General features: G+C 70.7%; 16 protein-coding genes. 7 read left to right on the top strand and 9 right to left on the bottom strand.

From position 1 onward, the window contains the following. Positions 1-19 precede the first annotated feature (19 nt). The 3 genes from Pta02_RS37290 to Pta02_RS37280 all read right to left on the bottom strand — a co-directional run bounded on the left by Pta02_RS37290 (position 20) and on the right by Pta02_RS37280 (position 1,754). Positions 20-490 carry an SAM-dependent methyltransferase gene (locus Pta02_RS37290; RefSeq protein WP_203879734.1) on the bottom strand — a complete coding sequence of 157 codons (471 nt, stop codon included), beginning with the start codon at positions 488-490 and terminating at the stop codon, positions 20-22. A gap of 11 nt (positions 491-501) precedes the next feature. Continuing rightward, positions 502-774, bottom strand: a complete 273-nt coding sequence (locus Pta02_RS37285) for a DoxX family protein (protein ID WP_239131531.1) — start codon at positions 772-774, stop codon at positions 502-504. Between the two features lie 170 nt (positions 775-944). Beyond that, positions 945-1,754, bottom strand: coding sequence for an ABC transporter permease (locus Pta02_RS37280; protein ID WP_239131530.1), 810 nt, complete (start codon positions 1,752-1,754; stop codon positions 945-947). 128 nt (positions 1,755-1,882) lie between these two features. On the opposite strand from Pta02_RS37280, the gene Pta02_RS37275 reads away from it, so the two are divergent. Beyond that, positions 1,883-2,515 (top strand): TetR/AcrR family transcriptional regulator, encoded by a 633-nt coding sequence (locus Pta02_RS37275; protein WP_203879733.1) that lies wholly within the window; start codon positions 1,883-1,885, stop codon positions 2,513-2,515. A gap of 50 nt (positions 2,516-2,565) precedes the next feature. Here the strand turns inward: Pta02_RS37275 and Pta02_RS37270 are convergent, their stop codons facing one another. Beyond that, positions 2,566-3,231, bottom strand: coding sequence for a response regulator (locus tag Pta02_RS37270; protein WP_203879732.1), 666 nt, complete (start codon positions 3,229-3,231; stop codon positions 2,566-2,568). Continuing rightward, the gene (locus Pta02_RS37265) at positions 3,228-4,517 is read right to left on the bottom strand and encodes a sensor histidine kinase (protein WP_239131529.1); all 1,290 of its coding nucleotides are present in this window, start codon (positions 4,515-4,517) and stop codon (positions 3,228-3,230) included. The genes Pta02_RS37270 and Pta02_RS37265 overlap by 4 nt, the downstream gene beginning before the upstream one ends. A gap of 1,082 nt (positions 4,518-5,599) precedes the next feature. On the opposite strand from Pta02_RS37265, the gene Pta02_RS37260 reads away from it, so the two are divergent. Continuing rightward, positions 5,600-5,869 carry a DUF1876 domain-containing protein gene (locus Pta02_RS37260; protein WP_203879731.1) on the top strand — a complete coding sequence of 90 codons (270 nt, stop codon included), beginning with the start codon at positions 5,600-5,602 and terminating at the stop codon, positions 5,867-5,869. A gap of 296 nt (positions 5,870-6,165) precedes the next feature. Here the strand turns inward: Pta02_RS37260 and Pta02_RS37255 are convergent, their stop codons facing one another. From Pta02_RS37255 to Pta02_RS37245, 3 genes are read right to left on the bottom strand one after another with little or no spacing between them, the layout of a single operon-like run. Next, on the bottom strand, positions 6,166-6,651 hold the full coding sequence (locus Pta02_RS37255; protein ID WP_203879730.1) for an OsmC family protein: 486 nt from the start codon (positions 6,649-6,651) through the stop codon (positions 6,166-6,168). 57 nt (positions 6,652-6,708) lie between these two features. Next, on the bottom strand, positions 6,709-7,263 hold the full coding sequence (locus Pta02_RS37250; RefSeq protein WP_203879729.1) for a GNAT family N-acetyltransferase: 555 nt from the start codon (positions 7,261-7,263) through the stop codon (positions 6,709-6,711). Between the two features lie 44 nt (positions 7,264-7,307). After that, positions 7,308-7,856 (bottom strand): helix-turn-helix domain-containing protein, encoded by a 549-nt coding sequence (locus Pta02_RS37245; protein ID WP_203879728.1) that lies wholly within the window; start codon positions 7,854-7,856, stop codon positions 7,308-7,310. Between the two features lie 370 nt (positions 7,857-8,226). On the opposite strand from Pta02_RS37245, the gene Pta02_RS37240 reads away from it, so the two are divergent. The 5 genes from Pta02_RS37240 (at position 8,227) to Pta02_RS37220 (ending at position 12,870) form a co-directional block, all read left to right on the top strand. Continuing rightward, on the top strand, positions 8,227-9,078 hold the full coding sequence (locus Pta02_RS37240; protein WP_203879727.1) for a pentapeptide repeat-containing protein: 852 nt from the start codon (positions 8,227-8,229) through the stop codon (positions 9,076-9,078). Between the two features lie 102 nt (positions 9,079-9,180). After that, positions 9,181-9,618, top strand: coding sequence for an alpha-ketoglutarate-dependent dioxygenase AlkB (locus tag Pta02_RS37235; RefSeq protein ID WP_373872436.1), 438 nt, complete (start codon positions 9,181-9,183; stop codon positions 9,616-9,618). Between the two features lie 78 nt (positions 9,619-9,696). Further along, entirely contained in the window at positions 9,697-10,230 is a 534-nt protein-coding gene (locus Pta02_RS37230; RefSeq protein WP_203879726.1) for a PadR family transcriptional regulator, read from the top strand. Beyond that, entirely contained in the window at positions 10,227-11,009 is a 783-nt protein-coding gene (locus Pta02_RS37225; RefSeq protein ID WP_239131528.1) for an ABC transporter ATP-binding protein, read from the top strand. The genes Pta02_RS37230 and Pta02_RS37225 overlap by 4 nt, the downstream gene beginning before the upstream one ends. Before the next feature lie 7 nt (positions 11,010-11,016). Then, complete coding sequence (locus tag Pta02_RS37220; RefSeq protein ID WP_203879724.1) at positions 11,017-12,870, top strand: FtsX-like permease family protein; 1,854 nt, start codon at positions 11,017-11,019, stop codon at positions 12,868-12,870. 25 nt (positions 12,871-12,895) lie between these two features. On the opposite strand, the gene Pta02_RS37215 is transcribed toward Pta02_RS37220, so the two are convergent. Beyond that, entirely contained in the window at positions 12,896-14,053 is a 1,158-nt protein-coding gene (locus Pta02_RS37215) for an RNA polymerase sigma factor (protein ID WP_203879723.1), read from the bottom strand. Positions 14,054-14,058 lie beyond the last annotated feature (5 nt).

Here is a 14,058-nt window from a genome sequence, read left to right as displayed (position 1 = left end):
AGCCCGGGAGAGCGGCACGCTAGTAGTAGCGGGCCATGAGCTCACTCGCCCAGCTCGGCTGGATGACGGGCTGACGAGGGGCGAACTCGGCCAGATACGGCTTGACGTCCAGCACCGGTGAACCCGAGAGCGCGTCCAGGTCGGCGACGTGGAGATCCAGCCCGTCGACGCCGAGCAGCCGGCAACGGGAGACGCCCAGACGGTTGGGGCGGTACGGCCCGCGGTGGGCGAAGACTCCGACGGGTGCCGCATCGGGGTTCCCGCGTGGGGGACGGGGCCGGCTGTCCACCGTGGCCGACTCGATGCGATCGAAGAGGAAGACGACTTCCAGGTGGGAGAAGTACTCCAGACCGAGCACCGCCGAAGGGGTGAAAGACTCTCCGTCGAGCCGGATCACGGCTCGCACGTCGTGCCAGTCGTCTTCGTACATCTCACTGCGACCGCCTGCGACGTGGCCGACGGGGCGCACAGTCACGTTCTGTGTCGTCATGTGATCTCCCGTCAGAGGGGGTGGGGGCCGAGGCGGCCCCAGGCGACGACCGCGGCCAGTGCGAGCAATGTCAGGTTGACCGCGATGGCCGCCGGTTCTCTGCGACGGGCGTGGGTGGCGGCGGCGCCGAGCATGGTGAGGGCCAGGCCGGCGGCGGCCAGCGGGGTGAGGATCGAGGCGATGCCGGTGGCGGCGGGCAGGATCAGACCGAGGGCGCCGAGAAGTTCGGCCGCGCCGATCAGGCGGATCCGGGCGGGGGTGAAGTCCTCCACCCAGGGCGTCATGGGGCGTAGCCTCTCCTTGGACCGGGTGGTGTGCATGATCGCTGCCAGGCCGAAGACGCATGATCGCTGCCAGGCCGAAGACGGCGGCCAGGACGGCCTGCAGTATCCACAGGAACACATTCACGTCAGTTGCTCTCTTTCCTTCCGGTTCTCGGCTTGCGGGTTCCCTGCTAGTGGCGGCCGAGGGTGCCGCGGTGGCGGGCGAGGTTCTCCAGCCGGTTGAACAGGACCACCCCGGCGGCGGTGATGAGCAGTGGCTGGGCCAGCAGCCAGCCCAGACCCCAGCCGGTGGGCAGGGCGGCCAGGGAGTGCCCGCCGAGCAGGATGTCGCGCATCGCCTCGATGCCGGGCGCGATGGGGACGACCAGCCGGCTGAGGAGGGCGATCGGGTCGGGCACGGCGGCCAGGGGGACCAGGGTGCCGCCCGCGATGGCGTAGACGGCCACCGACAGCTGGGTGATGATCTCGATGCGTTTGAAGACCAGGGTCAGGCCGCACAGGATGAGCGCGAGCCCGCAGGTGCCGCCTGCGATGGCGGCCAGCGGCACGATCACCTGGGCGTCGACGGGCAGCCGCCCGCCCTGGAGGGTGATGGCTGCGGCGCCGGTGGCCAGGACGGCCAGCGCGGTGGGCACGGCCGCGATCACGGCGGCGACCTGGCGGCCGAGGATGCTCGCGGCCGAGGGCAGCGGGGTCAGATGGGTCTGTTCCAGTACGCCGGACTGGATGTCGCCCAGGTAGCTCCAGAAGACCCGGTTGACCTGCTCGTGGATGAAGGTCAGCGCCACCATGCCGAGCAGTACCGGCGCCAGCAGGTCCGCGCGCAGCTGCCCGCGTCCCATGAACAGCACGATGAGCAGGTAGAACAACGGAAACGTGATCATCTCCATGAGGGCTTCGCGCCATCCGGCGAGCAAGTTGAGCAGGCCCTTGCGGCCCAGGAGGCCGAGGACCGATCCGGCGCCGATGTGCAGGGACACCTCGTCGACCGCCCGGATCTGCGCCGCGCCGCGCCGTACACCTTGGTCAGCGCGTCGACCTCAATCATGACTAGCCTCGATCTCTAGAGTTGGCTTCTAGTGAATGAATCTAGAGATAGACTCTAGCCATGAGCGATGTCAAGCGGCCCGGCAAACGGGCCCGAAAAGCACAGGAAACCCGCCGGCGCATCCTCGCGGCGGCACTGGAACTGTTCGTGCAGGACGGATACGGCGCCACGAACCTGCAAGACGTCGCCGACAAAGCCGGAGTCGCGATCCAGACGATCTACTTCGTCTTCGGCAACAAACGCGCCCTGCTCAAAGAACTGGTCGACGTCACCATCGCAGGCGACGACCAGCCGGTGGCCACCATGGACCGGCCCTGGTACCTCGACGCCCTGGCCGCCGACACCGCCCATGACATGCTGCGAGCCCACGTCGCGGGCACCACCTCGGTCCTGGAACGGGTCGCACCGATCGGCAAGGTCCTGGACGCAGCATGCGCCAGCGACCCCGAAGTCGCCGCACTGTGGCCCGACGACACCGATCCGCGATACCTCGTCCAGGAAACAGCGGCCAAAGCCCTGGTCGGCAAACCCGGGGCACGAGCGGAGATGTCAGTACAGCAAGCCGCCGACATCCTCTACGGCCTGCTCAGCCCCGAGCTGTACCTATTGTTCGTGCACGCACGCGGCTGGTCACGCGAGCACTGGGAACAATGGGCCTTTCAGACCCTGCACACCCAACTGTGCGCAGACTGAAACCACCGACGCCACCACCCGGCAGCCACGCCCGGCCGACACATGAGGGATCAGGACTGCTCGGACGCCCGGGGGAGGAGCAACCTGCGGTTGAACGCCTCGCTGACGGCGGCTGCACGATCCTTCACACCGAGCTTGGCGTAGATGTTCAGCAGATGACTCTTGACCGTCGCCTCGGTGATGAACAGCCGGGCCGCCGTCTCACGATTGGTGTTCCCCCCCGCCACGAGCTCGAGGATCTCCAGCTCCCGCTGACTGAGCAACTGCGGCGCCGGCGTCCTGACCCGGTTCATCAGCCGGGCCGCAACCGACGGCGACAGCACACTCTCACCCCTGGCCGCGGCACGCGCACCCCGCAGCAGATCCTCCCTGGGGGAGTCCTTGAGCAGATAACCGGTCGCACCCGCCTCGATCGCCGGCAGGACATGAGTATCGGTGTCGTACGTCGTCAGAACCAGCACACGCGCGGTCACCCCGAGCCTGTTCAACTCCGTGATGGCACTCAGCCCGTCCATACCCGGCATACGCAGATCCAGCAGGATCACATCAGGCTGCAACCGCTGGGCGAGCCGTACGGCCGCCGCACCATCCGAAGCCTCACCCAGCACCTCGAACCCGGGCGCGGAGGCGAACATGCTGCTCAGCCCGTCCCGCACGATCGGATGGTCATCTGCGATCAGCAGCCGGATCGGATCCCCGCCCGTGTGAGCGCTCATGCGTGACTCCCAACCGGCACAACAGGGATACAGGCCGAGATCCCGGTGCCGGAACCGGGCTCGGACTCGATGCGCAACGTCCCCGACAACCCTTCCACACGCTGGCGCATGATGCTCAGACCGAACCCGCCCTCGCGCACCGACGACCCCGGGCCGCCTCCGGGCCCCGCGAGATCGAAACCCCTGCCGTCGTCACGCACATCCAGCGCCACCTCGCTCTCCAGATAGGACAGCGTCACCCCGACCCTGCTCGCACCCGCGTGCTTGGCCACGTTGGCCAACGCCTCCTGCGCCGTACGCAGCAACGCGAACTCCGCCTCCGGCGTCATCGGCCGCGCCGTACCGGTCGTCGTGACCTGAACGGCCAGCCCGTGCAACTTCGACCACCCCTCGGCCACCTCGGCCAGCGCATCACTCAGACGCGCACCGTCCAGCGACTCGGGCCGCAGCGCGTCAACCGAGCGCCGGGCCTCCCTCAGGCTCTCCCTGGCCAGGTTCTTCACCGCCTCGAAGGGCCGCACCCACTGCGGCGGCACCTCATGCATCTGCTCGGCCGCCTGCAACTGCGCGATGATCCCGGTCAGGCCCTGGGCGAGGGTGTCGTGGATCTCGCGGGCCATCCGCTGACGCTCGTCGAGAACCCCCGCCTCCCGGGCCTGGGCGAGCAACTGGGCATGCAGACCGGCGTTCTCGGCCAGCGACGCCTCCAGCAGCCGATTGGTCCGGCTCAGCTCCGCCAAAGTCTGCTCGCGCTGTTCCCTCTCCTCCTCGGCCAGCCGCAGCACCCAGGCCGTGCCGCCCATCAGCACCACGTTGGCGACGATGATGGCCAGAGCCAGCACCAGACCGAACCCGCTCGTCGTATCCACGTTGGAGGCCTGCGCGGCACCGGCCACCACCGCGACGGCGGCCACACCCAGCAGCCGCCACGGCCACAGCAGCACAGTGAAGGCGTAGATGTAGGGGATGGGCGTGAACAACCCGAACGCCGGATCCCGCGCCACCAGCACCGCCGCGATCACCAGGAGGCCGGCGAAGAACACCCCCATGATCCGGGGCCGGTCCCACCAGGCGGGACGCACAGTGAACATCCCGAGTATCCACGCCGCCGCCAGAGCGCACACGCCCAGATCGACGAACAGGGACCCGCGCTCCGAAGGCTCCTCGATCATTATCTTGAGGACGACGAGGGCTGCCAGCAACGTGTAGGGCACCGCGGTGACCAGGAAGAACGGTAGCTCCTGCCGCGTCGCGGCCCGGCATCCGGACTGTGTCTGCCCGCTCAAGATCCCCTCGTCCCTACCTGAGATCCGTCCAAGATCTTCTACTTCACGGTGAGTCTATTCCCAGCCGATCGCCCGGCAGGGGAGAGGTGGCAGGGGAAGGAGCCCGTATAGGGCTTTTCGCCGCCCCTTCAGGCTTCCCCACCGGTTCTGTGCTGCATTCAGCGTGCCGGAGCGGGGCTTTCCCCGGCATCGATCAGTGGGATGAGACGGACCCACCGATCGGTGGATTGGCGCAGGACTCGGCTCCGATCGGTGCACGGTCGATACGCGGCCGGTACGGCTCGCGCGTCGATACGGTCTCCCGGCTGCGGGGGCGGGGTTGGGCGGTCACAGGGGAGAAATCACAAGTGATGCATAAGTGCGATTATGCATCAAACGCGGGAATCCACCTGGCGAAAGGCCCACCGGAGACCCTGCGATGCATCTGCGCACGCCCGCTGCATGCATCGGTCGCACACACGACGCCACTCCGCACGCCTTGCGCCTTCGATGCGACGCCCGCCATGCACGCACGTGTCGAGCACCTCGAGGCGCGAGCATCCAGACGACAGCCGTACGGCGTGCATGCGCGCCGTACGGCCGATCCTTGATCATCACCCGGAGTGAGCCCCGGGCCGGACCGCTCCCTTCGCCCCCTCGGCTTCCTGCGGGGTGTTCTGCTGTCGATCGTCATCTGCGGCCGTCACGGAAAGCCGCATACGGATCGGTGCGGACCCGATCCGGAGCGACGCGTGGTTCCCCGTCCCCGAACACGGACATATGGTGCGATAAATCCCTATACCAGACAGAAGCTGAATTCTGTTTGGTATAAGTAGTTTCTGCCCTTATGTCAGTGTGGTGTGCTCACACCTCTCCCTTGAGGCGCTCGACACCCGCGAGGCGCTCGACCGCACAACCCGTCCCCGCCGCACTCTCACCACATCCGATGTGAGAGCGCTCCGGGTGCGGACGGCCCCGGCCGGAGTGATCACTCATGCGACGGTCCCCTCCCCTTCCCGCGGGGGGCCGGCCCCGGGGCGTTTGAGTCGGGGCCCTTGCGCGCGGGGCCGGGAGGAGGACTCTGTAGGTGGGAGGTGTCCGTCATGCAGGCCAAGCAGTGGAACGTGCAGATCTTCATCAACGAGGACGACGACGATGACGTCACCACCGCCCGGGCGGTGCTGTTCACGCGCGACGGCAAGCGGCACGAGAGCGTGGCCTATGCCCGGCGCAATCCGAGTGACCGGCCGATGCCGGAGATCGGTGACGAGCTGGCGGTGGGCCGGGCGTTGTCGGATCTGGCGGCGAAGCTTCTGGAGGACGGCGCGGAGGATGTGGCCCAGATGGCGGCGCCGGCGCGTCCGTCGCGGTGAGCTGTCTCGTTTCGTTCGGGGGCGGGGCGTGGAGGTGATCCTGGGGCCCGCCGGGCCGCGCCGGTGTGGGCTTTCGGGCGCCGGGCCGGTTCGTGCCTCGGGTGTGGGCCGGCCCGGCGGGGCGTCTGGTCGCGTGGCCGGGGTCGGGGGCCGGCCCGGAGTGCGGGTGGTGGGGTCTTCCGGCCGGTGAGGGCGGGGCCGATCTCCGGTCGGGATGTGATCGCTGCCGAGCGGGTGTCGGGTCGCCGGCTCGGCTGGGCATTTCGGCTGGGTGTCGCCTGGATCGGCGTGCCGGGTCAGGCCTGCTGGTGGGTGTGGGCGAGGGTGAGGGTGGGCGCGTGCCGTACGGGGAAGTTGACCGAGCGGGCGATGAAGCAGGCGCGGTGGGCCTCGGCGTGCAGGCGGGTGGCGGTCTCGGTCATGTCGGGTGAGGTGACGGTGACGTGGGGGTGCAGGGTCACTTCGGTGAATTGGCCGCCGTCGCCGGTTTCGGCCATGGTGCCGGTGGCGTGGTCGGTGTAGGCGGTGACGGTGACGCCGTTCTCGGCGCACAGGTGCAGGTACCACAGCATGTGGCACTGTGACAGGGAGCCGACCAGGAGTTGTTCGGGGTTCCAGCGGGTGTCGTCGCCGCGGAAGGCGGGGTCGGAGCTTCCGGCGATGGGGGTGCGTCCCTGGGCGTGCAGGTCGTGGTCGCGGGAGTAGGCGCGGTATCCGCTGGTTCCGGTGCCGCGGTCGCCGGTCCAGGTCACGACGGTGTCGTAGGTGTGCAGTCGTGTCACGGGCGGGCCTTTCCGGTGGGGGTTCCTGCAGGGGTCGGTCGGGGGTGCTCCCCCACCCTATTGCGGGGCGTGTCCGCCTCCGGTGGGGGTCAGTCGCTTGTAGAAGAAGCTGCAGTCGCGCAGGACGCCGGAGGGGTCGGTGGCGTAGCCGGGCACGATGCCGTAGCGGGTCCATCCGGTGGCGTGGTAGAGGTGCTCGGCCGGGCTGCCGGTCTCGGTGTCCAGGAGCAGCAGGTCGGCTCCGGCCTGGGCGGCGGCGTGTTCGGCGGTGGTCAGGAGTCTGCGGGCCAGGCCGCGGCCGCGGGCGCGGGGGTGGACCATCAGTTTGAGGATTTCTGCGCGGTGGCGGCCGTTGGGTTTGGGTTCGAAGGCGAGGCTGATGGTGGCCTCGGTTCGGCCGTCGTGGTGGGCGGTCCAGATGATGAGGGTGCCTTCGGTCAGGGCGGGTGCGTGTTCGTTCCACCAGGTGGAGGCGGCGGTGTGGTCGAAGGGGGTCAGGAAGCCCAGGGAGGCGCCGTCGGTGACGACTTCTGACAGGAGGGTGGCCAGGGCGTGGAGGTTGTCGTGGAAGTGGTCGGCCGACAGGCGGGTGATGGTGTGCGCGGTGTGCATGGGCGGGGTTCCTTCGTTGATCACTTCGCTGGTTCTTTCGCCGGTCAGGGTGGGACGACCACCAGGGCGTAGCGGGCGGGTTGCGGGCCCAGGCAGCGGAAGCGTGAGGGGCCCCACAGGCGGAAGCGCAGGCAGTCTCCGGTGTGCACTTGGTGGGTGTGGCCCTCGGCGGTGATCTCGGCTGCTCCCTGCAGCATCCAGATGTGCTGTTCCAGGCCGGGTATGGGTGGTTGCCGGTAGGAGATGTCGGCTCCGGGGTGCAGTACGCCTTCGACGAGTTCGGCGCGCAGGCCGTTGTGGGGTGGGGAGACCGATCGGCGGGTGAACTTCGAGGCGTCGTCGCGCCACACGCTCTGCTGGGCGGCGCGGACCAGTTGCGGGGGTTCGGATTCCACTTCGGCCAGGAGGTGGGACATGGTGCGTTCGTATGCGGCGCACAGCCGGTTCAGTAGTGCCGCGGTGGGGCTGATCTGTCCGCGTTCGAGGCGTGAGAGGGTCGAGCGGCTGACTGCGGTGCGTGCGGCCAGGTCCTCCAGTGACCAGCCGCGTTCGGTGCGCAGTTGGGCCAGGCGGGTGGCCAGGCGGGTTTCCATCGGGTCGGGTTGGGCGGGTTGGGCGGGTGGTTGTGGGTTCTGGTCGTCGGGCTCTCCACCGTTTCTCACATAGGAGAATATATCTCATATATGAGACTCCGCTCCCCCGGTTGTACGGGCTCGCCCGCTTCGGCACGCGGCGGGCTCGCGGGTACCCTCGAAGGCGTCGTATCGAGCAGTGAGGCCCCGGCGGCGAGGCCTCCAAGGCGGCAGGAGAGCCCCGCAATTGTCCGGTGAGCACGAGCGTGCGCATCCCGTTTCGAGCCTCGCGCCCCTGGCGGCGGATCCGGCCGCGGATCAGGCGACGGAAGATCAGGCGACGGAGGGGGGTCTGCGCGCCGACTGCGGCAGCTGTTTCGCCCTGTGCTGTGTGGCGCTGCCGTTCGCGGCCTCGGCGGACTTCGCCCTCGACAAGCCCGCGGGGCGGCCCTGCCGAAACCTGCAGCAGGACTTCGGCTGCGGCATCCACCGCGATCTGCGCCAGGAGGGCTTTTCCGGCTGCACCGTCTACGACTGCTTCGGCGCCGGGCAGAAGGTCTCCCAGGTCACCTTCGGCGGGCGTGACTGGCGTGCCTTCCCGCAGTCGGCCCGGCAGATGTTCGAGGTGTTCCCCGTCATGCGGCAGTTGCACGAGCTGCTGTGGTACCTCAGCCAGGCGTTGCGGCTGCAGGCGGCGCGGCCGCTGCACGAGCGCGTCCGCCTGGCCTTGCAGGAGACCGAGCGCCTGACCCGTCAGGACGCGGCCGCCCTGCTGGAGGTGGATGTGGCGGCGCATCGTCAGAGCGTCAACGAGCTTTTGCTGCGCGTCAGCGAGCTGGTGCGGGCGGGACATCGCGGCAAGGAGCGCCGGGGCGCCGATCTGATCGGGGCCAGGCTCAAGGGGGCCGATCTGCGGGGGGCGAACCTGCGCGGTGCCTATCTGATCGGTGCCGACCTGCGGGGGGCCGATCTGCGGATGGCCGACCTGATCGGGGCTGATCTGCGGGGCGCCGATGTGAGCGGCGCCGATCTGACCGGCAGCATCTTCCTGACCCAGGCGCAGGTGAACGCGGCCAGGGGTGACGGCGCGACGAAGCTGCCGCCGTCGCTGAGCCGGCCGGCGCACTGGCCGGCCGGGCGCGGCCCCGGGCAGGCTCCGGCCCGGGCGCGCGGGGCGCAGGCGGGGCGGGCGGCCGGTGAGCAGGCGGGGAGGCCCCGCCGCAGGACCCGTCGGGGCAGGTGAGGTCCGGGGTCCCGTCGCCGGGCGCCGGGGGGCAGGAGGGTCAGCGGTGGGCGCGTTGTTCGATCTGCCCCGCAGGCGCATCGCTCCCGGAGCGGTGCGCATGTGCCCGGCTGGCTGAGTCTGCCGCGCCAGCGTGAGCTGGTGCAGGCCTGCCGGCGTTGGGCGGCGGGGCCGGTGCCGATGCGCAGGGTCCGCATGCCGGGCGGGCGTTTCATGTCGGTGCGGACGGTGTGCCTGGGCTGGCACTGGCAGCCCTACCGCTACAGCCGTACCGCCGATGACGCCGGCGGGCGGCCGATGACGCCGGTGGTGTCGCTGAGCCTGGGCGACAGCTGCCTGTTCCGCTTCGGCACTCCCCTCTCCCGGGGCAGGCCCTACACCGATCTGGAGCTGGCCTCCGGTGACCTGTTCGTCTTCGGCGGTCCGTCCCGGCTGGCCTATCACGGTGTGCCCAAGGTGTATCCGGGCACTGCCGATCCGGCGCTGGGCATGGGCGGCGGGCGGCTGAACATCACTTTGCGGGTGAGCGGGCTGAGTTGATCGTTTCGTTTCGTTCCGGGGGTTGACACATGCCCTGGGATAACCGTTATCTATAGCTAACGGTTATCTGGGAGGGGCATGCATCAGGAAGTGATCCTGGCGATGTTGGCCAAGGAGCCCTCGCACGGCTACCAGCTGCGTGCGCGGCTGCGTGAGGCGCTCGGCCCCCTCGGTGAGGCGTTGAACGCCGGGCATGTCTACGTCACGCTGACCCGGCTGGAAAAGGCCGGGCTGCTGGCGGCCGACGACACAGACCGGTCAGATCGATCGGACCGCTCCGATCGCAAGGTGTACGCGCTCACCCCCGCCGGCCAGCAGCGCGTCGCCGAGTGGATCGCCGAGGTGAGCTGGCCGAAACCCGACCTGGCGCAGTTCCACCTCAAGCTGATCACCGCCGCGGCGGCCGGGCTGAGCGACCCGCTGGCCATCCTCGACGCCCAGCGCCGCGAGCTGCTGCGCCGGCTGCGCGAGGCCCAGCGCGCGGCCATGGCCGAGCCGGCCCATTCGGACGCGGCGTTGTTGCTGGAGGGCATCGTGCTGCGGCTGCAGGCGGACCTGCGCTGGCTGGAGGCATGCGAGAAGAACTGGACCCTTCGAAGGAACCGATCGTGAACGACACCACGGACGACATCGCAGATGAGAGCACAGATGACGCCGCCGGCACGCCCGTGCTCCGCGTGCGGGGCCTGCGCAAGCAGTACGGCGCGGGGGAAGGCATGGTGCGCGCCGTCGACGGGGTCGATCTCGACATCGGCGCCGCAGAGACGGTGGCGGTGATGGGGCCCAGCGGCTGCGGCAAGTCCACACTGCTGCACCTGCTCGGCGGGCTGGAGCGGCCCTCGGGCGGGCAGGTGTGGCTGCAGGGCCGCCGCATCGACGGTATCGGGGAAAAGGCCCTGGCCCGGATGCGGCGCACCGACATCGGTTTTGTCTTCCAGTCCTTCCACCTGATGGAGGAGCTGACCGCCGTGGAGAACGTCGAGCTTCCCGCGTTGCTGGCCGGGCGCTCGCCGCGGGCGGCCAGAGAGCGGGCCGCGCAACTGCTGGAGCAGGTCGGGCTCGCCGAGCGGGCGCATTTCCTGCCTTCCGCGCTGTCGGGCGGCCAGCGGCAGCGGGTGGCGCTCGCCCGGGCGTTGAGCAACGAACCGCCGCTCGTCCTGGCCGACGAACCGACCGGGAACCTGGACAGCGCCGCCACCGTGGAGGTCCTGCGGCTTTTCGAGAGCCTGCACCGGCGCGGGCAGACGCTCCTCATCGTCACCCACGACGCGCGGATCGCGGCCACCGCCGACCGGCTCATCTCGATGCGCGACGGCGCCTTCGTCGATGAGACGAGGCTCGGCGGAGGCAGCACCGGTCGGCTCGGCGCCCTCGTCGGACTGGAGGACTGAGGAAGCCATGGGCCGCATCCTGCTGGTGGGCCGCCTGGCCGTACGCGATCTTCGGCGGCGCCGCCTGGAGACCGCGCTCTTGCTGCTGGCCATCATGGCGGCCACCACGACGCTGACGCTCGGGCTCGTCCTGAGCGAGGCGGCCGGTGACCCCTACCGCAGCACCCGCGAGGCCACCAACGGGCCCGATGTGGTCGCCGGCGTCGGCCGCTCCGCCGGGCTCGCCCGGCTGGAGGAACTGGCCGGCGCTGACGGCGTCGTCGAGCGCGGCGGGCCGTACCCGGTCCTCAGGGCCCGGCTGCAGACCTCCGGCGGTGCGTGGGATGTGCAGGCCGTGGGGCGCCGCGGCGCGGATGCGCCGCTCGACCGGCCGCAGCTGGTACGGGGCGGCTGGGTACGCGAGGGCGGCGTGGTGGTCGAGGCCGCCTTCGCCGCGGCGCTGGATGTGGGCGTGGGAGATCGGCTCACGCTGGACGGTGAGTGGTTCGAGGTCGCTGGGGTCGCCATCACCGCCGCCATGCCGCCCTACCCGGAGGCGTTCTGTCTTCTGGCCTGCCGCGCCGACGGCGAGCCGGCCGATACCGGAGCGGTTGCCGGATCGGCTCGGGAGGCGGTGCGCAACCCCGGCCTGCTCTGGCTCACCGAGGCCGATGTGCGCGGCCTGACCTCTGATCCGGACGCGCTGGGCTATGTGATGAACCTGAAGCTGGCCGACCCGGACCGGGCCCAGGCGTTCGTCGATGCCAACCTCCGGATGGGCGCTCAGGGGGCGAAGGGCGTGCCGTACCTGCTCTCCTGGCAGTACATCCTCCAGGAGAGCACCGAGCTGGCCCAGGACGCGCAGGTGATCTTGGTGTTCGGGTCGTGGCTGCTGGCTCTGCTGGCCGTGGCCAGCATCGCGGTGCTGGTCGGCGGGCGGATGGCCGAGCAGAGCAGGCGCGTCGGGCTGCTGAAGGCGGTCGGCGGCACACCGGGCCTGGTGGCCGCCGTGCTGCTGGCCGAGTACGTTGTGGTGGCGATCGTGGCGGGTGCGGCCGGGCTGGCGGCCGGGGCGCTGACGGCTCCGCTGCTCACCGGCCCCGGTACCGGTCTCATCGGCGGTGCGGGCACCGCGCCGATCACCGTGTCCACGGCCGGTGTGGTGCTCGCCGTGGCGGTCGCGGTCGCGGTGGCCGCGACGTGCCCGCCGGTGGTGCGCGCCGCCCGCCCCGGCACGCTCGGGGCGCTGGCCGCCTCGGTGCGCCCGCCCCGCCGGGTGGGCTGGCTGATCGCCGTGTCGGCGCGGCTGCCCGTCCCGGTGCTTTTGGCCGTGCGGGTCGCCGCCCGCCGGCCGCGCCGCCTCGCGCTGACCGTGGCCGGCATCGCGATCACGGTCAGCGGGATCGTCGTGGCGCTGTCGGCCGGGGCGGGGCTCGCCGCCCAGCGGCTGGCGGGCCTGTACGATGCGGCCCAGGCCGCGCTGCTGGGTCAGGTGCTCTTTATCGTGACGCTCATCCTGCTGTGCCTGGCGGGGGTCAACGCCGTCTTCCTGACCTGGGCGACCGTGCTGGACAACCGGCACCTGTCGGCGCTGGCCCGCGCCCTGGGCGCGACCCCCGCCGCGATGAGTGCGGCGCTGGCGGGCGCGCAGGTGCTGCCCGCGCTCGCCGGTGCCGTCCTGGGCATCTTCCCGGGCGGTGCCGTACTGCTGGCCGTCATAAACGCGATGAACGACAACGGCAACGACGCGGCGCTCCCGCCGCTGTGGCAACTGCTCGTGGTGGTGGCCGGGACCGTGCTCGTCGTGGCGGTCCTGACCGCTCTGCCCGCCCGCCTGGGTGGCCGCCGTCCGGTGAGCCGGGCGCTGCAGGCCGAAGTGTGAGGCAGCGGCGCGCCCGGGGTGCCGGTCATGTCGCGGCGTGGCCGCGCAGCTGCGCGTTGAGCCGGGCGGCCTGGCGGGTGAGGTGGTCGCGTTCGGGCAGGTTGGGTGCCGACCGGGCGGCCTGGGCGTACAGCCGTGCCGCGGCCGCCGGGTCACCGGCGCGCTCGTGCAGGTAGGCCGCGGCGGCGGTGTGGCGGGGCAGATCGGGGTCGAGGCCGGCCAGGGCGGCCAGCCCGGCCCGCGGGCCGTCGGCCTCGCCGAGGGCGACGGCCCGGTTGAGGCGGGCCAGCGGGTTGCCGGTCAGGCGCACGAGTTCGTCGTACCACTCGACGATCTGCACCCAGTCGGTCTCCTCGGCCGTTCGGGCGTCGGCGTGCAGCGCGGCGATGGCGGCCTGGGCCTGGAACTCGCCGAGCCGGTCGCGGGCCAGGGCCGCCTGCAGGATGTCCACGCCCTCGGCGATCAGGCAGGTGTCCCACAGGCTGCGGTCCTGCTCGGCCAACGGCACGAGCCTGCCGTCGGGGCCGGTGCGTGCCGGGCGCCGCGCGTGGTGCAGCAGCATGAGCGCCAGCAGGCCCGCCGCCTCCTGGTGTGTGGTTTCACCCGCCAGCCGGCGGGTGAGCCGGATCGCCTCGGCGGCCAGGTCGACGTCGCCGCAGTAGCCTTCGTTGAAGACGAGGTAGAGCACGCGCAGCACCGTGGCGAGGTCACCGGGCTGGTTGAACCGGACGCAGGAGACGGTCCGCTTGGCCCGGCTGATGCGCTGGGCCATGGTCGCCTCGGGCACGAGATAGGCCTGCGCGATCTGGCGCGTGGTCAGGCCGCCGATGGCGCGCAGGGTGAGCGCGACGGCCGAGGCGGGCGTCAGGGACGGGTGCGCGCACAGGAAGTACAGTCGGAGGGTGTCGTCGGCCGCCTCGCAGGGGCCGGGGGCGGGTTCGGTTTCCAGGAGTTCCTCGCGGTGGCGCCGGGAGCTGTCGGCGCGGGCGGCGTCGAGGAACTTGCGCCAGGCCACCGTGATGAGCCAGCCCTTGGCCTCGCGCGGCGGATCGTCCGCCCACACGCGCAGGGCCTCGAGCAGGGCTTCCTGTACGGCGTCCTCGGCCGCCGCGAAGTCGGCTCCGCGGCGGACGAGAATGCCGATCACCGTGGGCGTGAGGGTCCGCAGCAGGGCCTCATCCACGGTGC

The sequence above is a fragment of the Paraplanobispora takensis genome, from assembly GCF_016863195.1.
GTDB classification, from domain to species: domain Bacteria; phylum Actinomycetota; class Actinomycetes; order Streptosporangiales; family Streptosporangiaceae; genus Planobispora; species Planobispora takensis.
This window is presented reverse-complemented; position numbering and strand designations above follow the sequence as displayed.